Origin of the sequence: Pseudomonas sp. Irchel 3E20 (assembly GCF_900187645.1) — a bacterium.
Classification (GTDB): Bacteria; Pseudomonadota; Gammaproteobacteria; order Pseudomonadales; family Pseudomonadaceae; genus Aquipseudomonas.
In genome coordinates, this window is the sequence record NZ_FYEE01000002.1 from 194,639 (window position 1) to 220,191 (window position 25,553).

Annotated in this window: 24 protein-coding genes; 8 read left to right on the forward strand and 16 right to left on the reverse strand. The window is 63.5% G+C overall.

The features are described from left to right. The coding region (locus tag CKW13_RS04295) for an Ig-like domain-containing protein (RefSeq protein WP_141233951.1) at positions 1 to 4,002 on the forward strand (4,002 nt) is incomplete at its 5' end. Between the two features lie 80 nt (positions 4,003 to 4,082). Here the strand turns inward: CKW13_RS04295 and lapD are convergent. The 4 genes from lapD to CKW13_RS04315 all read right to left on the reverse strand — a co-directional run bounded on the left by lapD (position 4,083) and on the right by CKW13_RS04315 (position 7,820). After that, positions 4,083 to 6,023 carry a cyclic di-GMP receptor LapD gene (lapD, locus tag CKW13_RS04300; RefSeq protein ID WP_095107360.1) on the reverse strand — a complete coding sequence of 647 codons (1,941 nt, stop codon included), beginning with the start codon at positions 6,021 to 6,023 and terminating at the stop codon, positions 4,083 to 4,085. Positions 6,024 to 6,044: 21 nt separating this feature from the next. Continuing rightward, on the reverse strand, positions 6,045 to 6,749 hold the full coding sequence (gene lapG / locus CKW13_RS04305) for a cysteine protease LapG (protein WP_095107361.1): 705 nt from the start codon (positions 6,747 to 6,749) through the stop codon (positions 6,045 to 6,047). A gap of 74 nt (positions 6,750 to 6,823) precedes the next feature. Then, positions 6,824 to 7,222: a YbaN family protein gene (locus tag CKW13_RS04310; protein WP_176465045.1), complete on the reverse strand. Its 399-nt coding sequence runs from the start codon at positions 7,220 to 7,222 to the stop codon at positions 6,824 to 6,826. Between the two features lie 10 nt (positions 7,223 to 7,232). Further along, complete coding sequence (locus tag CKW13_RS04315; RefSeq protein ID WP_095107363.1) at positions 7,233 to 7,820, reverse strand: YecA family protein; 588 nt, start codon at positions 7,818 to 7,820, stop codon at positions 7,233 to 7,235. Between the two features lie 275 nt (positions 7,821 to 8,095). Between CKW13_RS04315 and recQ the strand changes: the two genes are divergently transcribed. Continuing rightward, entirely contained in the window at positions 8,096 to 10,222 is a 2,127-nt protein-coding gene (recQ, locus tag CKW13_RS04320; protein ID WP_095107364.1) for a DNA helicase RecQ, read from the forward strand. 120 nt (positions 10,223 to 10,342) lie between these two features. Then, positions 10,343 to 10,777, forward strand: coding sequence for a MarR family transcriptional regulator (locus CKW13_RS04325; RefSeq protein WP_095107365.1), 435 nt, complete (start codon positions 10,343 to 10,345; stop codon positions 10,775 to 10,777). Positions 10,778 to 10,833: 56 nt separating this feature from the next. Here the strand turns inward: CKW13_RS04325 and CKW13_RS04330 are convergent, their stop codons facing one another. Beyond that, a complete protein-coding gene (locus CKW13_RS04330; RefSeq protein WP_095107366.1) occupies positions 10,834 to 11,349 on the reverse strand; it encodes a cytochrome b in 516 nt (171 codons plus the stop codon). Positions 11,350 to 11,742: 393 nt separating this feature from the next. After that, complete coding sequence (locus CKW13_RS04335; RefSeq protein ID WP_095107367.1) at positions 11,743 to 13,932, reverse strand: patatin-like phospholipase family protein; 2,190 nt, start codon at positions 13,930 to 13,932, stop codon at positions 11,743 to 11,745. A gap of 71 nt (positions 13,933 to 14,003) precedes the next feature. Between CKW13_RS04335 and CKW13_RS04340 the strand changes: the two genes are divergently transcribed. After that, a complete protein-coding gene (locus CKW13_RS04340; RefSeq protein ID WP_095107368.1) occupies positions 14,004 to 14,291 on the forward strand; it encodes a SelT/SelW/SelH family protein in 288 nt (95 codons plus the stop codon). 41 nt (positions 14,292 to 14,332) lie between these two features. Here the strand turns inward: CKW13_RS04340 and CKW13_RS04345 are convergent, their stop codons facing one another. Both CKW13_RS04345 and CKW13_RS04350 read right to left on the reverse strand, forming a co-directional pair. Further along, entirely contained in the window at positions 14,333 to 14,623 is a 291-nt protein-coding gene (locus tag CKW13_RS04345; protein ID WP_095107369.1) for a hypothetical protein, read from the reverse strand. Positions 14,624 to 14,774: 151 nt separating this feature from the next. Continuing rightward, entirely contained in the window at positions 14,775 to 15,659 is an 885-nt protein-coding gene (locus CKW13_RS04350; protein WP_095107370.1) for a DMT family transporter, read from the reverse strand. A 192-nt stretch (positions 15,660 to 15,851) separates the two neighbouring features. On the opposite strand from CKW13_RS04350, the gene CKW13_RS04355 reads away from it, so the two are divergent. Continuing rightward, positions 15,852 to 16,673: a UDP-2,3-diacylglucosamine diphosphatase gene (locus CKW13_RS04355; RefSeq protein WP_095107371.1), complete on the forward strand. Its 822-nt coding sequence runs from the start codon at positions 15,852 to 15,854 to the stop codon at positions 16,671 to 16,673. On the opposite strand, the gene CKW13_RS04360 is transcribed toward CKW13_RS04355, so the two are convergent. Next, positions 16,670 to 16,981 (reverse strand): DUF962 domain-containing protein, encoded by a 312-nt coding sequence (locus tag CKW13_RS04360; RefSeq protein ID WP_095107372.1) that lies wholly within the window; start codon positions 16,979 to 16,981, stop codon positions 16,670 to 16,672. The genes CKW13_RS04355 and CKW13_RS04360 overlap by 4 nt on opposite strands. A gap of 166 nt (positions 16,982 to 17,147) precedes the next feature. Here CKW13_RS04360 and CKW13_RS04365 point away from each other — a divergent pair, with 166 nt between their 5' ends. Continuing rightward, the gene (locus CKW13_RS04365; RefSeq protein WP_095107373.1) at positions 17,148 to 18,209 is read left to right on the forward strand and encodes an AraC family transcriptional regulator; all 1,062 of its coding nucleotides are present in this window, start codon (positions 17,148 to 17,150) and stop codon (positions 18,207 to 18,209) included. On the opposite strand, the gene CKW13_RS04370 is transcribed toward CKW13_RS04365, so the two are convergent. Then, on the reverse strand, positions 18,166 to 19,620 hold the full coding sequence (locus tag CKW13_RS04370; protein WP_095107374.1) for a TrkH family potassium uptake protein: 1,455 nt from the start codon (positions 19,618 to 19,620) through the stop codon (positions 18,166 to 18,168). The genes CKW13_RS04365 and CKW13_RS04370 overlap by 44 nt on opposite strands. 120 nt (positions 19,621 to 19,740) lie before the next feature. Between CKW13_RS04370 and CKW13_RS04375 the strand changes: the two genes are divergently transcribed. Further along, entirely contained in the window at positions 19,741 to 20,313 is a 573-nt protein-coding gene (locus CKW13_RS04375) for a nitroreductase family protein (RefSeq protein ID WP_095107375.1), read from the forward strand. Positions 20,314 to 20,432: 119 nt separating this feature from the next. Here the strand turns inward: CKW13_RS04375 and CKW13_RS04380 are convergent, their stop codons facing one another. The 6 genes from CKW13_RS04380 to CKW13_RS04405 all read right to left on the reverse strand — a co-directional run bounded on the left by CKW13_RS04380 (position 20,433) and on the right by CKW13_RS04405 (position 24,602). Further along, positions 20,433 to 21,776, reverse strand: a complete 1,344-nt coding sequence (locus CKW13_RS04380) for a HAMP domain-containing sensor histidine kinase (RefSeq protein ID WP_095107376.1) — start codon at positions 21,774 to 21,776, stop codon at positions 20,433 to 20,435. A gap of 105 nt (positions 21,777 to 21,881) precedes the next feature. Continuing rightward, a complete protein-coding gene (locus CKW13_RS04385) occupies positions 21,882 to 22,319 on the reverse strand; it encodes a Spy/CpxP family protein refolding chaperone (protein ID WP_095107377.1) in 438 nt (145 codons plus the stop codon). 180 nt (positions 22,320 to 22,499) lie between these two features. After that, a complete protein-coding gene (locus CKW13_RS04390; protein ID WP_095107378.1) occupies positions 22,500 to 23,177 on the reverse strand; it encodes a response regulator transcription factor in 678 nt (225 codons plus the stop codon). A gap of 7 nt (positions 23,178 to 23,184) precedes the next feature. Beyond that, positions 23,185 to 23,595 (reverse strand): translation initiation factor 2, encoded by a 411-nt coding sequence (locus CKW13_RS04395; protein WP_095107379.1) that lies wholly within the window; start codon positions 23,593 to 23,595, stop codon positions 23,185 to 23,187. Positions 23,596 to 23,704: 109 nt separating this feature from the next. Then, positions 23,705 to 24,004: a YciI family protein gene (locus tag CKW13_RS04400; protein WP_095107380.1), complete on the reverse strand. Its 300-nt coding sequence runs from the start codon at positions 24,002 to 24,004 to the stop codon at positions 23,705 to 23,707. A gap of 1 nt (position 24,005) precedes the next feature. After that, positions 24,006 to 24,602: a septation protein A gene (locus tag CKW13_RS04405; RefSeq protein ID WP_095107381.1), complete on the reverse strand. Its 597-nt coding sequence runs from the start codon at positions 24,600 to 24,602 to the stop codon at positions 24,006 to 24,008. Between the two features lie 87 nt (positions 24,603 to 24,689). On the opposite strand from CKW13_RS04405, the gene CKW13_RS04410 reads away from it, so the two are divergent. Further along, positions 24,690 to 25,553, forward strand: coding sequence for a PHP domain-containing protein (locus tag CKW13_RS04410; protein WP_095107382.1), 864 nt, complete (start codon positions 24,690 to 24,692; stop codon positions 25,551 to 25,553).

Below are 25,553 nucleotides of genomic sequence, written 5' to 3' on the forward strand. Positions count from 1 at the left end.
TTGGTGGACGGTAACGGCACCACGGCCACCGACTCGCTGGACGTGAACATCGTCGATGACGTGCCAACGGCCAAAGACGACAGCAACACCCAAACTGCGACTGAAACCCTCACCAGCCTCACCGGCAACGTGCTGGACAACGACATCCAAGGCGCAGACCGCGTAACCACCGGTCCATCGGCCGGCCCCATTACCGGCGGTACATTCACTGGCACCTACGGCACCCTGGTTCTGGGGGCGAACGGTACTTATACCTACACCCTTGACCCCAACAATCCCGCCTTCAAGGCGTTGAAAACCGACACAACGGACACCTTCACCTACACCTTCACCGACAAGGACGGCGACGTCAGCACGGCGAAACTGGTGCTTAACGTCCACAACAACGACGACCCGGCGGTTATCAATGACCTGAACGTCACGGGCGGGGAGTTGACGCTGTATGAAAACGCCTTGAGCGATGGCACTGCGCCGGGCAGTTCGGCCCTGACGCAAGGCAGCACGTTCAGCGTGACGGCCCTGGACGGGGTGAAAACCCTGACCGTGGCCGGGATGAATGTGGTCAGCAATGGCGTGGTGGCGAACTTCCCGCAGGTGTTTGTCACGCCTCTGGGCAACACCCTGACGGTCACGGGCTACAACCCGGCGACCGGGGTGGTGAGCTACACCTACACCCTCAACGACAATGAGAACCACAGCGCCGGCAATGGCACCACCCTGGCCGAGCCGTTCACCGTGACCCTGGTGGACGGCAACGACAGCACGGCCACCGGCACCCTGGACGTCACCATCGTTGACGATACGCCGCTGGCCAAGCCGGATACCGGCACGGTGATCGAAGGCAGCACCCTCAATATCGCGGTGCTGGGCAATGACGTGCTCGGTGCCGACGGCGCGACGCTGGGCGGTGCGGTGGTGGGGGTGAAGGCGGGCAATGGCACCGGCACCCCGGTGACCACCGGCCTGAACAGCAACATCGCCGGCAACTTTGGTTACCTGACGCTGGATGCGGCGGGCAACGCGGTGTACCACAGTTACGCGAACTCGGTCAGCGGCACGGTGACGGATACCTTCACCTACACCATCCGTGACGGCGACGGCGACCTGAGCACCACCACCATCACCGTGACGATCAATGACAGTGGCCTGAAGGCCATCGTCGATCAGGACGTGACGGTGTACGAAAAAGCCCTGGACCTGGGCAAGGATGGCCTGGACCTGGTCGGCGGCACGGTGGTCGGCAGCGATCCTACGTCCACCGGCGAAACCGCCACCGGCACCCTGGTGGGTTCGGTCACCGGTGGCGTCGGCGCCATTACCTACACCCTGGTGGGCAGTGCTACCGGTGCCTATGGGCAACTGTTGCTCAACCCCAACGGCACCTACACCTACACCCTGAGTTCGGCGCCGAAAACCACGCCCAATGCCAACGACGGCATCACCACCAACCAGACCGAAACCTTCACCTACAAGGCCACGGACGCTGCGGGCAACACCCAGACCAGCACCATCGTCATCAACATCGTCGACGACGTGCCCAAGGCTGTGGCCGCCGAGCGTTCGATGACCACGGTGGAGGTCGATACCAACCTGCTGATCGTGCTCGACACCTCCGGCAGCATGGACTGGGAGTCGGGGGTGGCGGGCAAATCGCGCCTGCAACTGGCCAAGGAAGCCATCACCGCATTGCTCGACAAGTACGACGCCATGGGCGATGTGATGGTCAAACTCGTCACCTTCAGTTCCACGGGTGTCGAACAGGGAACGACCTGGGTCAGTGTGGCCGTGGCCAAAAGCCAAATCGCCGGGCTGATCGCCGACGGTGGCACCAACTACGACGGCGCAGTGGCCAAGGCGATGACGGCGTTCCTCAAAAGCGGCAAGCTCACGGGCGCACAGAACGTCGGCTACTTCTTCTCCGACGGTGAGCCTACCGCTGGCCAGGAAATTTCTGGCAGTGATATCACCAACTGGCAGAACTTCCTCAACACCAACGGCATCAACAACTACGCCATTGGCCTGGGGCCGAACGTTTTTGCCTCCAACCTTGATCCTCTGGCGTACAACGGCAATACCGGGACAGACACCAACGCGGTGATCGTCACCAACCTGGCGCAACTGGACTCGGTACTCGCCGGCACTGTGCAGGGCACGCCGGTTACCGGCACGTTGCTTGGCGAAGGCGGCTCGTTCGGCGCCGATGGCGGCTTTATCAAATCCATCGTGGTCGATGGCATCACCTACACCTACGACCCCAAGGCCTTGAACAACCAGGGCTCGGTGACCGCCACCGGCGTCGGTACAGTCACCGGGATCTTCAACACGGCGAACAACACCCTTAGCGTCTCCACCACCAAGGGCGGCACCCTGTTGGTGAACCTGGATACCGGCGAATTCACCTACACCTCGCAAACTGTCTCGACTACGCAAAAGGTCGAAAACTTCACCTACACGGTGAGCGACAACGACGGCGACCTGGCCGGTTCCACCCTAACCATCAAGGTCAACCCCAACGCGGCGCCCGTGGCCGGTGACGACAACATCATCACCAACGTGGCCTCTAGCACTATCGTGATCCCCGGCGATGTACTGCTGGCCAACGACAGCGACGCCAATGGCGACCCGTTGACGCCGTCCACCACCAGCTTCGCCACGGGGTGGATCGCCCGAGGGGCGGACTTCTCGGGCACCGGTTCGGTGAGTTTCGCCGGGACCCAAAACAACTCGGGCAACCAAAACCTGGCGAACGTGCGCACCAACTTCGCGCGCACCCCGGGCACCATGACGGCGGCGCTGGCCATCAGTGCCTTCTTGGGCGCGGTCAACGCCAACAACGCCAACGACGAGGACTTGGTTACCGTCAACCTCAAGCAGGGCGAGGTGCTCAAGGCCTCCCATAACCTGGGGGCAGGCCAGGTAACACTGGCGTACTCGATCAACGGTGGGGCTTTCGTGCTTATCAACAGCGGCGATTTGATCCCTGCGGCCACGGGGGCCAATGACGTGTATCGCATCCGTGTGGTTAACGTGGCCGACACCCCCGGCGGCGACACGGGCTCGGAAACCTACACCCTGAGCCTGTCCATCGATTACACCGCCACGTCCCCCATCACCCCGGACGTCAACGCCAGCTACACGGTCAATGACAACCACGGCGGCAGCGACAGCGCCGCGGTAAACATCCACTACCAGGACGGCCTCACCCTGACCGGCACCAGTGGCAACGATGTGCTGGTGGCCGGCGAAGGCGACAACACCCTCAACGGCGGCGCCGGCAACGACGTACTCACCGCGGGCTCGGGCAACAACACCCTCAATGGCGGCGATGGCAACGACCTGCTGTTCAGCGGCATCGGCAACGACACCTTGATCGGCGGCAGTGGCAACGACACCGTCAGCTACGCCCACGCCACTTCGGCGGTAAACGTCAGCCTGCTGGAGGGCGGTGGGCAGATCACCGGCGGGGCGGGCACGGACATTCTGAGTGGCATCGAGAACCTGATCGGCTCCAACTACAACGACACCCTGACCGGCGACAACAACGCCAACGTCATCACCGGCGGCTTGGGCAACGACATCCTCAACGGCGGTGGCGGTGACGACTTCCTGATCGGCGGCCCGGGCGACAACACCCTGACCGGCGGCACGGGCAGCGACACCTTCCAGTGGGGCGCGGGCAACACCGGGCACGATGTGGTCACCGACTTCACGCCGGGCACCGACAAGCTCGACCTGTCCCAGTTGCTGCAAGGGGAAAACGCCACGGCGGCCTCCCTGGATGACTACTTGCACTTCAAGGTCACGGCGGCGGGCACCACCATCGACGTCAGCGCGGCGGCGGGGGCAGCGACCACCCAGACCATCGACCTGGCCGGCGTCAACCTGGCCACCCAGTACGGGGTCACGCCGGGGGCGGGCGGGGTGATTGCCGCCGGGGCGGACACCGCGACCATCATCAACGGCATGCTCAACGACCACTCGTTGAAGGTCGATACGGTGTAAGGGAGCAAGCACCGAAAACCCGCCATCCTCAGCCGAGGGTGGCGGGTTTTTTTTGCTTTCTTTGTTGTAGCAAGCGTTGCCTACATGGGTTCGGGCGGGCCGATGAGGCGGCCCATGACGCCGAACAGGCCCAGGGATTTGATGGCGTCCAGTTCGCCCTGGGTTTCGACCATTTCTGCGATCAGGGGCAGGTCGATGCTGTTGGTGGCGCGGAAAATCGCCTCGATGAACAGGCGTTTGTCGCTGTGTTGGTCAATGCCGCGCAGGTAGCTGCCGTCGATTTTCAGGTATGCCAGGCCCAGTTGGGTGAGGTTGCCAATCTGGCTGAAGCTGCCACCAAAGTGCTGCAGGCCGATGGCGTAGCCGGTGGCTTGCAGGCTTTTGCTCAAGGCTTGCAACTCGCCCGGGGGCGGCAGTTGGCGCTCGTCGATTTCCAGGGTCAGCAGCGGCGCGAGCTCGGGCTGGGCCTGGAGCAGGTCCAGCACGCTGCGCAGCGAGGCACTGTCGCGCAGGGTACTGCCGCTCAAGCTCAAGGCCAGGGGCCAGGGGTGTTCGGCCAGGTAGTCGAGGGTGTGCCGCAGCATCGCCAGGTCCAGGCGCGACGACCAGCCCAGGCGTTCGATCCAGGGCAGGAACTGCCCGGCGGCGATGGCTTCGCCTTGGGGGGCGAGCAGGCGCGCAAGGACTTTGTGGTGCAGCACTTGGCTGGTGTCGGCGCATTCGACCACCGGTTGGAAGTACAGCTGCATCTTGCCCTGGGTGAGGGCTTCGTCGATCCAGGTGCGCCAGTCCTGCGGGGCCTGGCCTGGGGCGCCATGGAAGTGCTCCAGGTGCGCCCAGGGTTTTTGCGGTTGCTGCTGGGCCTGGGCCAGGGCTTGGTCCAGGTGCAGTAGTACCGTTGGCGCGGTGTCGCCGGGTTGGTAGGCGACCACGCCCAGGTGGGCCACCGGGGTGCAATCACTGGCGCCGGTCAGGCGCAGGTTTTCCAGGGTGGCGCTGAGTTCGCCGGCCAGGCGTGCGGCGTCGGGGCTGTCCAGGCCCGGGGCCAGCAGGCTGAACTCGCCGCCGCGATTGCGCGCCGCCAACCAGTGGCGGCGCTCGGGTTGTTCGAGCAAACGCTTGAGCACCTGGCCGATGCTGCTTATCAAGGCATCGGTGCGCTGCCCGCCCAGGCGCTGGTTGAGCCCGGCCAGGTCATTGACCCGCAGCAGTAGCAAGTGGCCGGCGCGGCTTTGTTCGGTCACCAGCAATTGGTCGGCGAGTTGCTCGTCGAGCAAGCGGCGGTTGGCCAGCCCAGTCAGGCGATCCTGATAAGACTCGGCCCGCAGGGCTTCGCTGCGCGCCGCTTCTTCGGCGAACAGGGCCTTGAGTTTTTCCACCATCTGGTTCATCGCCAGCACCACGCGCTTGAGCTCCGGGGTGCGCGGCAACTGGGGCAGGCTGAGGAACTCGCGTTTGCTGATGGCTTGGGCCTGTTTGACCATGTTGTCCAGCGGCTGTAGCTGTTTGCGCAACAACCAGCCGCCGAACACCGCGCTAAGCAGGCCACAGGCCAGCAGCCAGGCCAGGCTACCCAGGGCGCTGTCCCACAGGCGCGCCAGGGCGAATTGCGGGTTGCTCAGCACCTCCACCCGCGCCGCTTGCTCCCAACCGCGCATCACCAGTGCATCGCCCCCTTGCGGGCGCAGGCCGACCAGGTTGACGAACCAGGCCGGCACGCCTTCGGCGCTGGCCGCTGTGCTGCGCTCGGCCAGTACTGCGTTGTCGGCGATGTTGACCACGCGGATGCTGGTGAAATAGCCGCTGTCGAAGATCGAGCTGACCAGCAATTCGGTCATGGCCGGGTCGTCGATTTCCCGGGTCAGGGTCAGCCCCAGGGCGGTGGCCGCGTCTTGGGCGTGGGCGCGCAGCTGGCTGAGCATCTGCCCGCGGGACGCTTCCAGGCTGACAAAAAAACTGCCGCTAAAGGCCACCAGCAAGAACAGGCATATGGCCAGGAAGAGTTGCTTGAGTAGGGACATGCAGCGCTCCTTTTCGTGCGGTCAGCCATCGCCCACGGCGAAGCCTTCGGCCTGCATTTTTTGCAGCACATCCTGCCAGCGCGAGAGCTTCTTCGAGTCGCTGCTGCGCTTGCCGCCATTGGCGCCGGGCAGGTACAGGCCTTCGGCATTGAAGGCGTAAACCGGTAGCAGATCCTTGCGTTGGGAGGCGGGGCGGATCTCGCCGATCAGGTTGTCCAGCACCAGGGGGTCGGCGGTGGGGTTGGGGTAGTAGGTGAGCACCATGTGCGCCTGGTTTTGGGTCAGGGCCTTGACGTAGGTGATGCGCAGCTTGTCGCTGGCTACCCCCAGTTTGCGCAGGCTGAAGTACTTGGCCAGGGCGTAGTCCTCGCAGTCGCCGGCGCCCTTTAGCAGGGCTTGCACGGGGGTGGCCCAGTAGTCGGTCTGACGCCAGATGCGGCGGTCGTCCTGGAAGGTCAATTGCCGGTTGAAGAAGCGGTTGACCGCGTTCAGTTGTTCGCGCTCCGCTTGCCCGGCCTCGCCTTGCAGCAGGCGGCTCCAGGCTTCGATCCGGGCCTTGCCGGTGCCCAGGCTGCCGTAGCGTTGCTGGGCGGTCTCGAGAATGCGCGAAAAATCCCAGGTGGCCGCCACACTGGCGCTGGCCAGCAGCCAAATCACCACCCACAGCCAGGCACCGAGCCCAAGTCGGGGCGCTGACCATCCTGGACTACGCGCACTTCGGACCATATCGAGCTGCTCGCCTGCAGATGCCTGAAGTCTAGGCGTTATGCAGGCGAAGCGAGGGCAGGTCGTCGGGTGGCTCAGGGCCGTTGTAGGGTTTTCTGGCGCAGGATGTAGAGGCTGACCAGCACCGCGCTGGTCAGCATGAAAGCACGCGCCCAGGGCAGCGGTACCAGGTAGCAGGACAGGCCGATGCTCAGCCACATCAGGCCAATGGCGTAGACCTTGCCCTTGAGCGGGATGCCGTTGCCATCGAGGTAGTCGCGGATCCACGGGCCCAGGCGCGGGTGTTCCACCAACCATTGGTAGAAGCGCGGGGAACTACGGGCGAAACAACCGGCGGCGAGCAGCAGGAACGGGGTGGTCGGCAGGACTGGCAGGAAGATCCCGACCACCCCCAGCACCACGCTCAGCCAACCGATGGTCAGCAGAACGTAGCGCACGAGCAGGGAGCGGTCGCCTATGGGCGTGGGCGCCACAGGCACGACCTTAGTGGTGGCGGGGCTTGAGGATCGCCGGTTTTTCGTCCGGGGCCTGGCACAACAGGTACAGCGCGGTCAGCGCCTCGGGGATCTGCACGATCATGTCGTCCATCAGGTTGGCATCGCTGGCGATGTCGGAGAACTCTGGCTGCTCATCGAACAGGCCAGAACCGACCATGATCGGCAGGAGCATTTCGCTGACTTCGTCTTCGGCGGTCTCGAACCAGGCTTCTTCACGCAGGAACACGCCTTCCATGAACCCGATGCACCAGCCGCGCAGTTCGGAGTCGTCCGGATCGTCGCCCAGGTCCAGGTCGCACGGCAGCTCGAACTCTTCGTCGGCGGCCAGTTGGCGGGCGATGTGGGCCTTGAGTTGGATCAGCGTGGCTTCGATCATTTCGCGCTCGGCGTCGTCGGCGTAGTGCGGTTCTTCGGAGAACAGGGCGTCGATCCATTCACGGTCCGGCACTTCTTCGGCACAGATCGACAGGGCGGTCAGATAGCCGTGGGCGGCCACGTAGTCCAGCGCCTCGTCATGCAGCTCGTCGGCGTCGAGGAAGACTTGCAGGCGGGTTAGTTGCTCAGCGAAGGACATTAAGGGCTACCTTGGGGAATAAACGATGCTGAATTCTAGGCCTTCTTGCGGCCCCAGGCCAGCCGCCGCGCCGATTTGCCCGGTAATGCCTGCGGGCGCCGATTCGCAGGCGGCGCCCTGCGCCCGGGAGCGCTCGGGTATACTGCCGCGTTTTGCAATGCCCTGCGGGTGTGGTTGAGGGGGGCGGACACGTTCGCTTACCGATCGGCCCAGGACGAATCGCTCGTTTTGAGCCAGCCTGCCCCAGGGATATTCGGCGATATTTGGAGTTTTTCATGCTCGAACAGGCTCAACGCGTCCTCAAGGACATCTTCGGCTACGACAGTTTTCGCGGTCGCCAGGGTGCAATCATTGAGCGCGTGGCCAGTGGTGGCGATGCGTTGGTGCTGATGCCCACCGGCGGCGGCAAGTCGCTGTGCTTCCAAGTGCCGGCGCTGTTGCGCGAAGGCCTGGCGGTGGTGGTTTCGCCGCTGATCGCGTTGATGGACGACCAGGTGGCGACCCTCGAAGAACTGGGTGTGGCCGCCGCCGCCCTGAACTCGACCCTGAGCGCCGAGCAGCAGCGCGAGCTGGCGGCGCGCATCCGCCGTGGCGAAGTGAAAATGCTCTACCTGGCCCCCGAGCGCCTGGTGCAGCCGCGGATGCTGGCGTTCCTGCAGAACCTCGATATCGCCCTGTTTGCCATCGACGAAGCCCACTGCGTGTCGCAATGGGGCCACGACTTCCGCCCCGAATACCTGCAATTGGGGCAGTTGGCCGAGTTGTTCCCCAACGTGCCGCGCATCGCCCTGACCGCCACCGCCGACAAGCGCACCCGCGAAGAAATCGTCACACGCCTGCACCTGCAAAACGCCGAGCGGTTCCTGTCGAGCTTCGACCGGCCGAACATTTTCTACCGCATCGTGCCCAAAGAGCAGGCGCGCAAGCAGTTGCTCGCGTTCCTCGGCGAGCGGCGCAGCGACGCCGGCATCGTTTACTGCCTATCGCGCAAGAAAGTCGACGAAGTGGCGGCCTTCCTCTGCGACCAGGGCTTTCCGGCGTTGCCTTATCATGCCGGGCTGCCCAGCGAAACCCGGGCGGCGAACCAGAAGCGCTTTCTCAATGAAGAAGGCCTCATCATGGTCGCCACCATCGCCTTCGGCATGGGCATCGACAAATCCAACGTGCGCTTCGTCGCCCACATGGACCTGCCCAAGTCCCTGGAGGCGTACTACCAGGAAACCGGCCGGGCCGGCCGTGATGGCTTGCCGGCAGATGCCTGGATGGTCTACGGCCTGCAAGACGTGGTGATGCTCAAGCAGATGCTGCAAAACTCCGAAGGCGACGACCGCCACAAGCGCTTGGAGCAGCACAAGCTCGACGCCATGCTGGCCCTGTGCGAGGAAACCCGCTGCCGCCGTCAGACGTTGCTGGCGTACTTCGACGAAGACATGCCGCAACCCTGCGGGCACTGCGATAACTGTGTCGATGGGGTACAGACCTGGGACGCTACCGAGCCGGCGCGCCAAGCCCTTTCCGCGATCTACCGCACCGGCCAGCGCTATGGCGTCGGCCACTTGGTGGACGTGCTGCTGGGCAAGGACAACGAAAAAGTCCGCAGTTTCGGCCATCAGCATCTATCGGTGTATGGCGTCGGCAAGGCCCGCAGCGAAGGTGAATGGCGGTCATTGTTCCGGCAGTTGGTGGCGCGTGGTCTGGCGGATATCGACCTAGAAGGCTACGGCGGCTTGCGCTTGAGCGACAGTTGCCGGCCCCTGCTCAAGGGCGAAGTGACCCTGGAACTGCGCCGCGACCTCAAGCCGCAAACCACCACCAAGACCAGCACCAGCCAGGCCAGCCAACTGGTGCGCGGCGAAGAGCGCGAGCAATGGGAGGCGTTGCGCGCCCTGCGGCGCAAACTGGCCGAGGAGCATGGCGTGCCGCCCTATGTCATCTTCCCGGACTCGACCCTGCTGGAAATGCTGCGCAGCCAGCCCACCTCCCTGGCGGACATGGCCCGGGTCAGCGGTGTCGGCGCACGCAAGCTGGAGCGTTATGGCGAAGCCTTCCTGCAAGTGCTGGGCGGCGCGGCCGAGGCGCCTGCGGTGGTCGCCGACATTCGCCACGAACTCATCACCCTGGCCCGCGCCGGGATGACGCCGACCCAGATCGCCGGGCAATTGCAGTGCTCGGAGAAAAACGTCTACACCTTGCTGGCCGAGGCCATCGGCAAGCAGCAGTTGAGCCTGGAGCAAGCGCTGGATCTGCCGGAAGACCTGCTGGGGGAAATCCAGGACGCTTTCCTCGACGGCGAGGGCGAGCTGCCCCCCGCGGCCGAGGTGATGGCGCTGTTTGCCGGGCGCGTGCCAGAGGGCGTGCTGTACTGCGTGCGGGCCGCGTTGCAGTCGGAGTTCGAGGTTTAAAACACCTTATAACCAAGATGTAACGATTCAGTACATACCCGACCTTGCCTCGGCTCGGAGGGCATGCTTAGCTGACTAATTATTAGTTTCTATTAATTTCAGTCAGATCATGAGTGTTCTATGCCGTTAACCGATCAACACCGTTTTGGCATGCAGTTGGCGCAGATGTCCCGGGGCTGGCGCGCCGAGTTGGACCGCCGCCTCGCGGGCCTGGGGCTGTCCCAGGCCCGTTGGCTGGTGCTACTGCACTTGGCGCGTTTCGAGGAAGCGCCCACCCAGCGCGAGTTGGCGCAGAGCGTGGGTGTTGAAGGGCCGACCCTGGCGCGGCTGCTCGACAGCCTGGAAAGCCAGGGCCTGGTGCAGCGTCAGGCAGTGGTAGAAGACCGCCGTGCCAAGAAGATTGTCCTCTGCGCCAGCGCACGCCCCCTGATCGAGCAGATTGAAACCATCGCCACCGCGTTGCGCCACGAGCTGTTTGTGGGCGTCAACGAAGAAGACCTGGCCGTGTGCATGCGCGTGCACGGCCATATCCTGGGCAACCTGGAAAAATCCTGAGGTTATGTGAGCGCGAGCTCTTGTCCTGGAGGCGGTACGCACGCAGCCGTATCGCCTCAGCGAAAGCGCATTCGCTCGAGAACGGGTTTGCCGCACATTTCGTGCTTAATCACAGCGGCGATGTGCAATAGAACCAGCAGTGCCAGTAACCCACAGGCCCAAATATGCAGGGTAAAAAACTGAGTGATGAGTACCCGGTCTTTCAAGGGGTGAGGAACCTGGAATAGTCCAAAGACGTTGATCGCCTGATCCATCATTAAGAACCCCGTCAGCATTACTGTGGCGGTGGTGAAATGAATCAGCATGTGGATGCTCGATGCCAGATAATCGGCAAATTTTCGGTGCAAGCCTTTCATCTGGCGATAATAGGCCTGCGTCGCATATAGCCTGGCAATGAAAAAAGGCAAATACACCGTTGTCAGTGAAATGTTAATAAATGACACCCATTCTTTTAATGTCGCCGAGACATTGAATAGCGATACATAAAAGCCACTTGTAAGCGCCCAGATAATCACCGCGGCCGACAGCCAGTGCAGAAATTTATGCACGCGTGAGTACTGCGGTTTACTCATGCTTTGATCCTCGATTGTTAGTAAATAGATGTCGCTTGCGCGGATACTTGTGCGCGATAAGTGCTCATTAGTTTTATGCGCAAGTCATGGTGTTAATGGGTGAGGGGATTCTGTATGAGGAAAATGATCTGGCCTACAGTAAGCATCTTCAGAATTTGTAGGTTGTTTCGTAGATTTTATTCAGAGGTGTGTGGCCTATATGTGGGGGATGTGTTTTCGGTGTCCCATTCCCGGGCGAGCGCAAACATAGCCAACTGAAATCAGGGAGGCTGTTCGGGTTTACGGTCGGCGGCGATTCCTGGAAAACGCCCGCGGGGGTAGTGCCTCGCCGCAGGTCACGCGGCGAGGGGGGGGCACGGCTATGGAGTGGGGAAGATTGCGGCAGTACAGCGCCTAGAACGTTTGCCCCAGGTTCAAGTAGAGGGCTTGCTGGTCATCATCGTTAAAGCCATAACTGAAATTCAACGGCCCCAGCGGCGTATCGAAACCCAGGAAAACACTGGCGGCATTGATGTAGCCGCTGTCGAACTCGTTGTCGTTGTTCCACGCTCGGCCCCGTTCCAGGGACGCGCCCAGGTACAGCGGGAAGTCCAGGGGCAGGTAGGCCCTGGGTGTGAGGCGCCGGTAGTAGACGGCGCGGGCGAGGCTGATGTTCTGCCCCGATAGCGCGTCCTGGCGAAAGCCCGACAACTGCCGCGCACCGCCCAACTGGAAGCTGGAAATCACCACCTCGGCGTCATCCAGGGTGCGCCCGTAGCGCCCGCCGAGGATGAAGGTGTTCGGCCCGCTGCTCAGGGCTTTGTCGAACTTGATTTCCCATTGGCGATAACGCTGGTCCGAGCCCAGTTCCGGCTCGTATTGGCGAAAGGCCACGCCCACATCCTTGCCCGCATGGGGGAAGTAGACGTTGTCCAGCGAGTCGTAGGAATACTTGAGTTCGTAGAAGGCTTCAGTGAAGTCCTCGCTAGGTTGGTCGTGGTCGCCGATGCGCACGTCTGCCTTGCCCCAGGTTTCGCCGACGCCAAAGCGTAGTTCGCCGTTGTTGCCGATCTGGCGGCCCAGGTTCAGGCCAAAGCCGTAGCGCTCGAGGCGATATTGGGCGATGGGGTCGTTGTCGAGTACCGCGTCGACGTTGCGCGATTCCATACCGGCATAGGGCGCGACGAAGTAGCGCGAGCCCACGTCCAGCGGCTGGTAGAACTCGCTGTACAGTTCCTGTTCGTTGCCGATCTGCACCCGGGTCAGCCATTCGGCGCCGAGGCGGTTGATGCCGTTGACGCGGTAGCTGGCGCCGATGTTGTAGGCGCTGTCGCCACGCATGTCATCGGACAGGTTGATGCCCAGGCGCAGGTAGTCGGTGCCGCTGCGCTTGCCCCGGGCGCTGATGACCAGGGTCTGTTGCTTGCCCTTGTGCGCCACGCGGTATTGCACCTGCTCGAAGTAATCGAGGCCGTACAGGGTGCCCATGTCGCTTTGCAGGCGCCCCAGGTCCAGGGGTTGGCCAAGCTGCTGGCGGATGTAGTAGCGGATCACGTCGTCGCCGACCTTGGAATCGTTTTCGATCTTGATCGCGGTGATGACCGGCGTGCGCTGGCTCGGCGTACGTGCGGCCACCAATTCGGCGTCCATGCCTTCCTTGGGCCGCAGGCCGGCCAGGCGTGCGTCGAGAATGCGCGTGGCGCGGTAGCCGGCGTCGATCATGTCCTGGGCACGGCCGAAGTCGGTGACGCCGAAACTGGCCAGTGACGGCTGGATCAGTACGTCCTCGGGGCGTAGGGCGGCCAGTTGTTCCTCGGAGTTGCGCCGGGTCATCAGGGTGATCGACTGGTTGAGTACATCCACCACCGTGGCCAGCTGTTTGCGGCTGCGCAGCGGGGTGCCGATGTCGACGACGATGGCCAGGTCCACGCCCATCTCCCGGGCGACGTCCAGGGGAATGTTGTCGGTCATGCCGCCGTCCACCAGCAGCCGCCCGTCCAGCTCCACCGGAGCGAATACCGCCGGGATCGACATGCTGGCGCGGATCACCTGGGGTAAATGGCCTTTGCGGAACACCACTTTTTCGCCGCTGGCGATGTCGGTGGCTACGGCGCGGAAGGGGATCGGCAGTTTGTCGAAGTCCCGGGTGTCGCTGGCGTGGGCGAGCATGCTTTCGAGCAGCAGCGCCAGGTTCTGGCCCTGGATCACCCCCAGGGGCAGGCCCAGGCTGCCGTCGTCGCGGAAACTGAGTTTTTGTTTGACCAGGAAGTCGCGGTCGTCTTGCTTGCGGCGAAACGGCACGTCCTCACGCGGCGGGGCGTCGGACAGGGCCTGTTGCCAGTCGATGTTGAGGGCCAGTTTTTCCAGCTCGTCGATCTTGTAGCCGGAGGCGTAGAGCCCGCCGATCACCGCGCCCATGCTGGTGCCGGCAATGGCGTCGATCTTGATGCCTTGCTCTTCCAGGGCCTTGAGCACGCCGATGTGGGCCAACCCGCGGGCGGCACCGCCGGACAGCACCAGGCCGACTTTGGGCCGCGGCGCTTCGCCGGCGTGTAGGATCACGGGCAATAGGCACAAGAACAGGCAAGACAGCAGACGGCGCATCACGGGACTCGGGCTGGGCGAAAAAAGGCGGCTATTATAGCGGCCCATCGCGTCCAGGAGACTTCTCGAACATGAGCGCCCAAAAACCGCACATCGTCATTACTTACTGCATCCAATGCCAATGGCTGCTGCGCGCTGCATGGCTGGCCCAGGAGTTGCTCAGCACCTTTGGCGACGACCTGGGAATGGTATCCCTGGTGCCGGGCACGGGCGGGGTGTTTCACATCCAGTGCGATGGCGTGCAGATCTGGGAGCGCAAGGTGGATGGCGGGTTCCCGCAGGCTCAGGTGCTCAAGCAACGGCTGCGCGACCAGATCGACCCCGAACGCGACCTGGGGCACAACGAAGCCAAGGTCTGAAGGGGGCGCGGCAGGGCCTTGGCTGGCCGTGCCGCGCACCTTTACTTGGGCGCGAGTTTGGACTTGATAAGGCCCACGACGAAGGTCAGCACCGCGCCGCCGATACCGCCGCCGGCGATGCTGCTGATGATGGCGGGTAGGTCCAGCGCGCCGCCGGCGGTGGCCGCCGTAGGCTCGCCGGTGATGGCGGCCAGGATCTGCCCCAGCACCACACCGCCCACGCCGCCGACGACGGAGTTGAGCGCCGGGCCCATGCCTTGTTTGCTCATGCCGGCCACGTTGCCGCCGATCACACCGCTGATGATCTGAATAATCAGGCTGACGATATCCATAGGAAACCCCTTGTAGAGCGTTGATGGAGGACGACTCGCATCCAGCTACTTCAAGGGGTGGCGCCGCTGTATCGAGCTGTCGGTATCCGGAGAACGACGGCGAACTGTTGCGGATGCCTGGAGTATAGGTATAGCAAAGTGCCTGCGCCAATCAGGTGGCGGCGGCCCCGCGTTTGCCCGGCCCTGCGGCGCTTTGGCGGCTGGAAATGACGATAGCGACTACGATCACCGCGCCGCCGATCAGCATGCGCAGGGTGGGATTTTCGCCAAACAGCAGCCAGGCCACGGTGATGCCGTACACCGGCTCCATGGCGAACACTACGGCCGCGGTGCGCGCCTTGACCACCGTGAGGCTGGCGACGAACAGGCTATGGGCCAGCCCTGTGCAAAAAACGCCGAGCAGGCCGATCCACAGCCAGTCAAGTGCACGCACCTGGGGCAACTGAGGCGCGGCGAAGGGCAGCAGGCACAGGGCGACCACCAGGTTTTGCCACAGTGCGGCCTGCACCGCCGGTACCTTGCCGGAGCCGGCGCGGTTGGTCAGCGACAGCAGGGCGAACAGCAGGCCCGAAGCCACGGCCCAGAGCAACCCGGCAGTGGCTTCGCTGGCAAGGTCAAAGGCCGGGGTGACCAGCACCAGGCCCACGCTCACTGCCAGCACCAGGAACAGTTCATTGGCGCGGATTCGCTCGCGGAAAATCAGCCCTTCAAGCAGCACAGTAAAAGCCGGGAAACTGGCAAAGCCTAAGGTTGCAATCGCCACGCCGGCCACCTTCACGGCAATGAAAAAACTCACCCAGTGCCCGGCCAGCAGCAGGCCACCGAGGGCCAGGCGCAAGCCGTCGGCCAGGGTGAGCCGATGCCAGCGGGTCTGGCGGGCGAAACTGGCGAAGCAGGCCAGGGCCGCCACGGCAAACGCGGCCCGGCCAAAGGTGATGACGGCGGGGGAGGCGGCGGCGAGTTTGCCCAGCACGCCGGTCAGGCCGAACATCAGTGCGCCAATGTGCAGGGCGCCAAGGGCGGTACGCGGCGTCATTGCAATCCTTACCGGGGGCGGAGCGACAGGGCGGCCATTCTAGAGCCTCGCACCGTTGCCGTCTGTCGCCATTGCGGGTTTTTTTGGCCAGGGGTTAAGGCCATGGCGCGCTGTCATCGCCGTGCCGCATTTCTGTCATGGGCGCTTCACCGCCCGGGTGCAAGCTCGCGAAAACTAGCCCGGAGCCTGCCCATGACCAGTGCCGAACGTGCCAGACCCAGCCGTAAACAGCGGGTGCGCACCCTGTGGATCTCCGATGTGCACCTGGGTACCCGCGATTGCCAGGCCGAGCACCTGTCGCAATTCCTCAAGGGCTACCACGCCGACCGGGTGTACCTGGTGGGCGACATTATCGACGGCTGGAAACTGCGCAGCGGCATGTACTGGCCCCAGGCCCACACTAACGTGATCCGCCGCCTGCTGACCATGAGCAAGCGCGGCACCGAAGTGATCTACGTCACCGGCAACCACGACGAATTTCTGCGCCGCTATTCCAAGCTGATCCTGGGCAACATCCAGTTGGTGGATGAGGCGGTGCACGTGACCGCCGACGGGCGCCACTTGCTGGTGATCCACGGCGATCAGTTCGACGTGATTACCCGCTATCACCGCTGGCTGGCGTTTTTGGGCGACTCGGCCTACGAATTCACCCTGACCCTCAACCGCTGGCTCAACCATTGGCGCGCCCACTATGGCTACGGCTACTGGTCGCTGTCGGCGTACCTCAAGCACAAGGTGAAAACGGCTGTCAGTTTTATCAGTGACTTTGAAGAAGCCATCGCCCACGAATGCACCAAACGGGGCCTGCACGGGGTGGTGTGCGGGCACATCCACCATGCTGAGATGCGTAAGGTCGGCGAGGTGGATTACCTCAATTGCGGGGATTGGGTGGAGTCCTGCACGGCGTTGATCGAACACTGGGACGGCTCGATTGAATTGTTCCGCCTCGCCGACGCCCAGGCCCGGGCGGCGCAGTTGCTGGCCCAAGCGCTGGAAGAAGCCCAGCCGAGCTAGAAAGGCACCTTGCCCAGGATCATGTCGCGGTACATCACGAAATCCCCCAGCAGGCTGTAGAACGGGTGCTGAAAGGTGGCGGGGCGGTTCTTCTCGAAGAAAAAATGGCCGACCCAGGCAAAGCCGTACCCCGCCACCGGCACGGCCAGCAGCCAGGGCCAGGCACCCTTGCCGATGACAAACGCCAGAATCACGATCACCAGGGTGGTGCCGATAAAATGCAGGCGCCGGCAGGTGCTGTTGCCGTGCTCCCTGAGGTAGTACGGGTAAAAATCCTTGAAGCTATTGAAATGCTTGGTGTTTTCCACGGTCGGCGTCTCTGCGGTTATTGTTCTGATTGCCAGATGCTCGGCGGGTAGCATGAATGAGTCTAGAGTCATCGGGGGCTGTGGCCAGTGACAATGGGCGCCACTTTAGTATCCTTGCAAATCCGCCGCATCCGGCGGTTCACCTGTCATAAGTTAAGCAAACACCATGAGTGAACGAACGACCTCTGCAAGCTGGGCGATGGGAATTGTCAAAGCGCTGGAAATGGACGGCCTGGATTGTCGTGTGCTCTTCAAGCAATTGGGGCTCGATTACGCCGCGCTGGACGACCCGGACGCGCGCTTTCCCCAGGACTCGATGACGCGCCTGTGGCAGCGGGCGGTGGAGTTGTCGGGCAACCCGGCGATCGGCTTGAACATGGGCAAGGTGGTGCGCCCGGCGTCTTTTCATGTGGCCGGCTATGCATTGATGTCCAGCCAAACCCTGGCCGAAGGCTTTCAGCGTTTGGTGCGGTACCAGCGAATCATTGCCGAAAGCGCCGACTTGAGCTTCCGACTTTTACCCGAAGGCTATGCCCTGATTCTGACGGTGCACGGCGATCACCTGCCGCCGACCCGGCAAAGCGCCGAAGCCTCGCTGGCCTGTGCCCTGGCGCTGTGCGGTTGGTTGACCGGGCGCAGCCTGCAACCGCGTAAGGTCATGCTGCAAGGCGACCAGCCGCTGAACCAGGAGCCCTACAAACAAGCCTTCCATGCGCCGCTGGTGTTCAACGCGCCTTACGACGCGCTGATTTTCGAGCGCGCCGACATGGAAGCGCCGCTGCCCACCGCCAACGAGGCCATGGCCCTGCTCCACGACCGTTTTGCCGGGGAATACCTGGCGCGGTTTTCCGAGAGCCGGGTGACCCACAAGGCCCGGCAGGTGCTGTGTCGCTTGCTGCCCCAAGGCGAGCCCAAGCGCGACGCGGTGGCGCAGACGCTGCATCTGTCCCAGCGCACTTTGCAGCGGCGTTTGCAGGAGGAGGGCACCAGTTTCCAGACGTTGCTCGACGATACCCGCCGTGAACTGGCCGAGCAGTACCTGGCGCAGCCGCGCATGACTTTGCTGGAAATTGCCTACCTGTTGGGCTTTGCCGACCCGAGTAACTTCTTTAGAGCGTTCAGGCGCTGGTTCGACGTCACGCCCGGCGAGTACCGGGCGCGGTTGACAGGCACGCCCGAGGCTATCAATGACGCCAGAACGCCGGAATACACAGCACGAACACCGTGATGATCTCTAACCGGCCCAGCAGCATGCCCAGGGACAGGATCCACTTGGCGGCGTCCGGCAAGGTGGCGAAGTTGCCCGCCGGGCCGATGGTCTCGCCCAGGCCCGGGCCTACGCCGGACACGGTGCTGGCAGCGCCGGTCAGGGCGGTCATCCAGTCCACGCCCAGCAGCGACAGGGCCAGGGCGATCACGCAGATGGTGATGGCGAAGAAGAATGAAAAGGTCAGGATCGAACGCACGATCTCTTCGTCGAGGCGATGGCCGTTGTACTTCTGCTTGATGACCGCCCGTGGATGAATCAGTTGATTCAAGTTGGCCTTGAGCAGGATGTAGGCCACCTGGAAGCGGAAAATCTTGATCCCGCCGGCCGTCGATCCCGAACAGCCGCCGATGAAGCCCAGGTAGAAGAACAACATCAGTGAGAAATTGCCCCACAGGCTGTAGTCACCCAGGGCGAAACCGGTGGTGGTGACCACCGAGGTCACGTTCAGCGCCACGTGGCGCAGGGCGTCGAGCCAATGCAGTTGGGTGGTCCACCAGTACCAGGTGCCGAGCACCAACCAAGTGGCCAGCAGCAGTGCCAGCAGGCCCTGCACCTGTTGGTCCTTGATAAGCGCCCGGCGATGGCCGCGCAGGGTGGCCACGTACAGGGTGAAGGGCAGGCTGCCGAGGATCATCACCACAATCGCCACCCAGTGCACCGCCGGTTGGCTCCACTTGGCCAGGGACTGGTCGGAGGTGGAAAACCCGCCCGTGGAAATCGCCGACATCGCGTGGTTGATCGCGTCGAACAGGCTCATCCCCGCCCACCAGAACGCCAGGCTGCCGAGGATGGTGATGCCCACGTAGGTGGCAACGATCAGCCGCGCCACCATGTGCGAGCGCGGCATGACCTTCTCCGAGCGGTCCGAGGACTCGGTCTGGAACAGGCGCATGCCGCCGATGCGCAGCAGCGGCAGGATCGCCACCGCCATGCCGATAAAGCCGATGCCGCCCAACCAGTGCAGCAGCGAGCGCCAGATCAGGATGCCCGGCGACATGTCGTCCAGGCCGCTGAGCACGGTGGCGCCGGTGGCGGTGATGCCGGACATGCTCTCGAAGAAGGAGTCGGTGTAGCTGATGTGCTGGGTCAGCAGGAACGGCAGCGCGGCGAACACACACACCACCACCCAACTGCTCACCGTTAGCAGGTACATGTCCCGCGGGCGCAGGTGTACATGCTCGGGGCGCCCTGGGATCACCAGCGCCAGGCCGGCGAGGAAGGTAATCAGGCTGGCCCACAGGAACGAGGGCAGTTCGCGGGTGCGCTCGAAGAACACCAGTGTCGCCATGGGCACGACCATGGCGACGGCCAGGGTAATCAGGAAGATGCCGATAATGAAACCGATGATGCGTAGGGTCGGCAACGCCATGAAGTGGGCTCGGGCTGGTGGGCAAGGGCGCCATTCTACCTGCGGGGCGAGGCATGTAAACCGGCACCTTGCGCGGCGTTGCCGCTAGAATGGCGGCACATTTTTCTCAGGAGGTGGCCGATGCAGGCTCTCGACGCTTTGCTCAACCGTGTTTCCGTACCGCGCCTGCTCGACCCGGCGCCCAGCGCCGCCCAGCGCGAAGTGCTGTTTGCCGCGGCGTTGCGGGCGCCGGACCACGGCCAATTGCGGCCGTGGCGCTTTTTGACCGTCGAGGGCGCGGCCCGCGAGCAGATGGGCGAATTGTTGGCCCAGGCCGCGTTGCTCAATGACCCCCAAGCCCCCGAAGCGGTGTTGGACAAGGCCCGCAAAGGCCCGTTGCGCGCGCCTTTGGTGGTGGTGGTCGTGGCGCGCCTGCAAGAGCACTTCAAGGTGCCTAAGGCTGAGCAGCTGTTGGCGGCCGGTTGCGCGGCCCATGGCATTCTGCTGGCGGCTTATGCCCAAGGCATTGGCGCGGTGTGGCGTACCGGCGAGTTGTGCTACTCGCCCCACGTCGCCCAAGGCCTGGGCCTGGCGCAAGGGGAAGAAGTGATCGCATTCCTGTACCTGGGCACCCCGCAGAACGAACCGCGTGTGGCGCCCAAGGTAGACGTCGCGCCATTCGTCAGTGCCTGGCCGGGCCGTTCCGACACCTGAACCCCTTGGGAGCCTTCGTGGGAGCGAGCCTGCTCGCGATGACGGTCGTTGGGCCGGTGGCTGTGCCGGGCCCATCGCGGGCGGGCCCGCTCCTACACCGGGCTTAGTGCAGGCCCCATTCAGGGTTGGCCGGCGGCCTTGGGTGTGAGAGGCAGTTCCAGGCTGGCGACAAAGCCGCCCTCTGGGTGGTTGGCCAGGACCAGGCTGCCGCCATGGCGCTCTGCCGCCCGGCGTGCGATGGCCAGCCCCAGGCCATGGCCGGCCGCGGTCTGCCCCGGCGCGCGGTAGAAGGGCTCGCCCAACTGGCTCAAGTGCTCGGCGGCCACGCCCGGGCCGTGATCGCGCACACTGATGACGATTTTCTCGCCTTCGCGCCATGCGCTCATCTCGATCGGTTGCCCGGCCGGGTTGAAGCGCTGGGCGTTACGCAGCAAGTTATCCACAGCCCGCTCGATCATGGTGGGCCACCCCTTGAGCTGCAATGGCGACGGCGCCTGTAACTGCACGTTGGCGTCGACGGTGTTGAACTGCGCTTCTTTTTGCAGGGTGGCGAGCAGGGCGCTGAGGTCGATATCTTCGGCGCTGGCGTTGTCGGCATCGACCCGCGCCAGAACCAGGATTTCGCTGATTAAGGCTTCCAGGCGATCGCATTCGCGGGTCAGGCGCGGCCAGAGTTTTTCCCGCTCCTGGGGGCTGGCCCGCTCCGCTAGGGCCAGGGCGATGCGCAGCCGCGCCAGGGGCGAGCGCAGTTCATGGGATACGTCGCGCAGCAGTTGGCGCTGGCTGCCGATCAGGCTTTGCAGGCGTGCGCCCATGCGGTTGAAGTCGTTGGCCAACACGCCGAATTCATCGCGCCGGTTGGCCAGGCGCGCCAGGCTGTTTTGCTGATACGTGGTCTGGCCCAGGTCATGCACGGCGCCGCGCAAGCGGCTCAAGGGGCGGGTGATGGACAGGGTCACCAGCAGGCTGAACAACGTCAGCACCACCAATGCAATCCCCAGGGCACTGAGGGGCCAGAGCAGGCTTTCGCGATGCCAGGCGTCGAGTTCCGGGTGGGCGATGCGGTAGATCAGCAGGTAGGTGTCGCCGGTGGAGGGGCTGGTGTATTCGGTGGTCAGGCGCCGCCAGGGTAGGTTGCGGTCGTTGTGGTCATTCTGGCGGGCTTCGAACGCCGCCGCGCGGCGCGGGAAAGTGCCATGCACCACCGGCTCGCCGCTTTCGTTGAGTACCTGAACGTCAATGCGATAGCGCCGCTTGCGGTTTTCCAGCAGGCGTTGGGCGGCGTCCTCGCCCTGCGTTTCGTAAACCTGGGTCCACTTCTGGGCCAGGGTGCTCAGGCCCGGGTGGCGGCTGAGAATCCAGGCGTCCTGGTTGAGCATGTGCCCCAATGCGATGGATAACCCTGCGACCAGGGCAATAGCCAGCCAGAAGCTGGCAAGGATGCGCCAAAACAGTGATCGCACGGGGTGTCCTCAAGCAGAGAAAGCCCGATGGCGGGGACCATCGGGCTCTGGGGGGCTGTGTCGCCAGGGAGGTCAGCCGACGTGGCTGGCCGACCCGGTGGCGGGTTATTGCGCCTTTTGCGCTTGCTGAGCTTTCCAGGCCTTGAACTGGGCCCATTCGGCGCGGCGCTCGGTTTGCTTCTTCTGGATTTCGTCGAACTGCTTCTGCTGTTCAGGCTTGAGCAGGCCACGAATCGCTGTGTCGGTTTTCTGGTGGGTGGCGGCCAATTGGTCCTTGAGGGCCTTTTGCTCGGCGGCCGGGAGTTTTTCCAGGTAGGTGTCGACCAGTTGCTTGCGCTCGCGCATTTGCTCGCCCATCAACTTGCCGATCTGCTGGCGCTGTTCGCGGCTCAGGTCCAGTTCGCTGTAGGGGCCTTTGCCGTGCATCTGGCCGCCGTGGCGCGGGCCGTCATGGCCGGTCATCGGGCCTGCGCCTTCAGGCATGGCCATGGCAACGGTGGGCAGGGCCGCGGCGAACATCAGAGCGATCAGGGTCTTGCGCATGGTGTATCTCCTTGTCTCGTTCCCGGTCAGTTCCGGATGTCTGCAGATTACGCAGATCAAGGTCAGCGGCGGTCAGGGCAAGGTAAAGGTAGGGTAAAGAGGAGGGCAAGGGGTAAGCGGCAAGCTTCAAGCTGAAAGAGGGAGAGGTCGTGCTTTTACTTGCCGCTCCCAACTTGTCGCTCAAGGGCTGTAATAGTAGCCGCGGCTGCGCAGGGCGACGATGCGCGGGCGGCCGTCGGCGTGGGGGCCGATTTTTTTGCGCAGGTTGCTCACGTGCATGTCCAGGCTGCGGTCATAGAGGGTCAGTTTGCGGCCCAGGGCGATCTGCGCCAGTTCCTGTTTGTCCAGCGGTTCGCCCGGTTGCTTGAGCAAGGCTTCGAGCAGACGGCTTTCAGAGAGGGTCAGGGTGAACTCCTGAGCGTCGATGTTGACCACGCCACGCACGGGGCTGAAGCATAGGTCGCCCAACTCCATCTGGCTGGACACGGCGGCGGGGTGGCTGCGGCGCAGCACGGCACGCAGGCGTGCGGTAAGTTCGCGGGGGTCGCAGGGCTTGGCCAGGTAGTCGTCGGCGCCCAGTTCCAGGCCGAGGATGCGGTCCAGGGGTTCGCCGCGGGCCGAGAGCATCAGCACCGGCAGCTCGGGGTGGTCGTGGCGCAGTTGCTTGAGCAACTCCAGGCCGCTGCCGTCGGGCAGCATCACGTCCAGCACGACGGCGGCCGGGGCGGCCTCGGCCAATGCCGCGCGGGCGCTCAGGCCATCATGGCAGGCGCGTACCGCAAAGCCTTCCTGGCTGAGCCAGCTCGACAGCAGTTCGCACAGCTCCTGGTCATCGTCAATCAGTAACAGGTCGCTCATGACTCACTCAATTTAGCCATTGTCGGCGTTGTCTACGCCCGCCACTGGCGAAGATACCGCACAGCAACGCCAACAGCGCTACGCCGCCGCCCGTGACGAACCACTGCTGCTGATCGGTCAGCAGGCGCGGGTCGGCATTGGCCTGCAACTCTTTGAGTTGCAGCTTCAGGCGCTGGTTCTCTTGGCGCAGGCGGGCGAGTTGGGCGCTTTCGCGCTCGCCATCGGCTCGTTGCAGTTGGATGTTCAGCTCATCGCGCAGCCGTTCGCTTTCTTTCAAACGCTGCTGCAACTCGGTGATCTGGGCACCGGCGCTCAGGGACAGGGGCGTCGAATTGCCCGCATCCGTACCGGGTTCGGCTTGGGCGTAAGCCCCGATCGACAACGTGACCAACAGCAGACACAACGGACTTAAGCGCATCGGAACTCCTGATTCCAAACGAGTGTTGGGCAGGTTGTCGGCCGCGGAACGAGAATAATGAGCGATTGAGAGGCCGATGAGCCCATAAGGTTCATCGGCCAGTGTTTTTTTACGGCAGCACTTGCTTGAACGGTTTGACCGTAACGCTGGCGTAGACGCCTGCGCTGATGTACGGGTCGGCGTCCGCCCAGGCCTGGGCCGCGCTCAGGGAATCGAACTGGGCCACGATCAGGCTGCCGGTGAACCCGGCGGCGCCGGGGTCATTGCTGTCCACGGCCGGGTTGGGCCCGGCCAGTACCACGCGGCCTTCGGCCTTGAGCTGTTGCAGCCGTTCCAGGTGGGCGGGGCGGGCAGCGAGGCGGTTTTCCAGGGAGTTGGCGACGTCGGTGGCAACGATGGCGTAGAGCATGTCAGTCCTCGGTTTTTGGCGTGGTGGGGTCGGCGTCATGCAGGTGGCGCGACAGGTAGATGCCCTGGCCGACCAGGAACAGCACGGTCATGCCCAGGCTGCCGAACACCTTGAAATCGACCCAGATGCTCTGGAAGGTGAACGCGACGAACAGGTTGGCCGCGCCGCAGAACAGGAAGAATGCGATCCAGGCCAGGTTCAGGCGCACCCAGACTGGCTCCGGCAGGGTCAGCGCGTGGCCCATGATGCGTTTGATAAGCAGGCGGTCGCCGATGAAATGGCTGCCGGCAAAGGCCAGCGCGAACAGCCAGTTGACCACCGGCGCCTTCCATTTGAGGAAGGTTTCGCTGTGGAAGGCCAGGGTCAGGCTCCCGAACACCAGGCAGGCGATCAGGGTCAGCCATTGGCTTTTTTCCAGTTTGCGTTGGGAGATGAACAGCGCGCCGTAGACCACCAGGGAACTGACGATCAGCATGGCCGTGGCGCTGTAGATGCCACCGACCGTCAGCTCATGGCCGGCAATATCGACGACCCGTGGGTCGATTTTGTAGACGATGAAAAACAGGAGCAGCGGGATGAAGTCGATGAATTGTTTCACAGTGGCAGCCAGAAGCAGGATGTGGCGGCATAATAACAAACATCCATGACAGCGATAGCGCTGGCTAATTTAAGGTTGAACCCTCCCGTGAATGTTGATTTGCACTGCCATAGCACGGCCTCCGATGGCGCATTGGCGCCTGAAGTTCTGGTGGCGCGTGCCTTTGAAAAAGGCGTGCGAGTGCTGGCCCTGACCGACCACGACACCCTCGAAGGCCTGCACGAGGCCCGTGTGGCGGCCCAGGCGTTGGGCATGCAACTGGTCAACGGCGTTGAGCTGTCGTGCACCTGGGGCGGTGCCACCATCCACATTTTGGGCTACGGCTTTGACGTCGATGCGCCGCCGCTGGTGGACGCCATTGCCCAGTTGCACGACGGCCGCTGGCTGCGTTCCGAAGAGATCAGCCGCAAGCTCGCGCTTAAGGGCATGCCCGGTGCGCTCGACGGCGCCCGCGCGATCCAGCAGGAACTGGGCGACAGCGGCAATGCCCCGGCCCGCCCGCATTTCGCCGACTGGATGGTGCGTGAAGGTTTCGTCAAGGATCGCGCCGAAGCATTCCGCAAGTGGCTCGGCGCCGGTAAGCTGGGGGACGTCAAGCAGCACTGGCCGACCCTGGAAGATACCGTCGCGACCCTGCGTGCCGCCGGTGCCTGGGTCAGCCTGGCCCACCCCTGGCATTACGATTTCACCCGTAGCAAGCGCCGCAAGTTGATTGGCGACTATATTCAAGCGGGCGGCCACGCGATCGAAGTGGTCAATGGCCATCAGCCTGCCGAACAAGTGGGCAGCCTGGCCATCCTGGCCCGCGAGTTTGGCCTGCTGGTCAGCGCCGGCAGTGATTTCCATGGCCCTGGGGGCTGGTCGGAGATTGGGGAGTACCGTCCGCTGCCAGACGATCTGCCACTGCTTTGGTCCCGTTTCAAACATGAGCCAGCCGTTATCGCCGTCTGA

Coding starts and splice junctions, on each gene's coding strand:
- lapD (WP_095107360.1), bottom strand. CDS start 6,023: ATGTCCCTACTCAAGCAACTCTTCCTGGCCATATGCCTGTTCTTGCTG.
- lapG (WP_095107361.1), bottom strand. CDS start 6,749: ATGGTCCGAAGTGCGCGTAGTCCAGGATGGTCAGCGCCCCGACTTGGG.
- CKW13_RS04315 (WP_095107363.1), bottom strand. CDS start 7,820: ATGTCCTTCGCTGAGCAACTAACCCGCCTGCAAGTCTTCCTCGACGCC.
- recQ (WP_095107364.1), top strand. CDS start 8,096: ATGCTCGAACAGGCTCAACGCGTCCTCAAGGACATCTTCGGCTACGAC.
- CKW13_RS04325 (WP_095107365.1), top strand. CDS start 10,343: ATGCCGTTAACCGATCAACACCGTTTTGGCATGCAGTTGGCGCAGATG.
- CKW13_RS04330 (WP_095107366.1), bottom strand. CDS start 11,349: ATGAGTAAACCGCAGTACTCACGCGTGCATAAATTTCTGCACTGGCTG.
- CKW13_RS04335 (WP_095107367.1), bottom strand. CDS start 13,932: ATGCGCCGTCTGCTGTCTTGCCTGTTCTTGTGCCTATTGCCCGTGATC.
- CKW13_RS04340 (WP_095107368.1), top strand. CDS start 14,004: ATGAGCGCCCAAAAACCGCACATCGTCATTACTTACTGCATCCAATGC.
- CKW13_RS04345 (WP_095107369.1), bottom strand. CDS start 14,623: ATGGATATCGTCAGCCTGATTATTCAGATCATCAGCGGTGTGATCGGC.
- CKW13_RS04350 (WP_095107370.1), bottom strand. CDS start 15,659: ATGACGCCGCGTACCGCCCTTGGCGCCCTGCACATTGGCGCACTGATG.
- CKW13_RS04355 (WP_095107371.1), top strand. CDS start 15,852: ATGACCAGTGCCGAACGTGCCAGACCCAGCCGTAAACAGCGGGTGCGC.
- CKW13_RS04365 (WP_095107373.1), top strand. CDS start 17,148: ATGAGTGAACGAACGACCTCTGCAAGCTGGGCGATGGGAATTGTCAAA.
- CKW13_RS04370 (WP_095107374.1), bottom strand. CDS start 19,620: ATGGCGTTGCCGACCCTACGCATCATCGGTTTCATTATCGGCATCTTC.
- CKW13_RS04375 (WP_095107375.1), top strand. CDS start 19,741: ATGCAGGCTCTCGACGCTTTGCTCAACCGTGTTTCCGTACCGCGCCTG.
- CKW13_RS04385 (WP_095107377.1), bottom strand. CDS start 22,319: ATGCGCAAGACCCTGATCGCTCTGATGTTCGCCGCGGCCCTGCCCACC.
- CKW13_RS04390 (WP_095107378.1), bottom strand. CDS start 23,177: ATGAGCGACCTGTTACTGATTGACGATGACCAGGAGCTGTGCGAACTG.
- CKW13_RS04395 (WP_095107379.1), bottom strand. CDS start 23,595: ATGCGCTTAAGTCCGTTGTGTCTGCTGTTGGTCACGTTGTCGATCGGG.
- CKW13_RS04400 (WP_095107380.1), bottom strand. CDS start 24,004: ATGCTCTACGCCATCGTTGCCACCGACGTCGCCAACTCCCTGGAAAAC.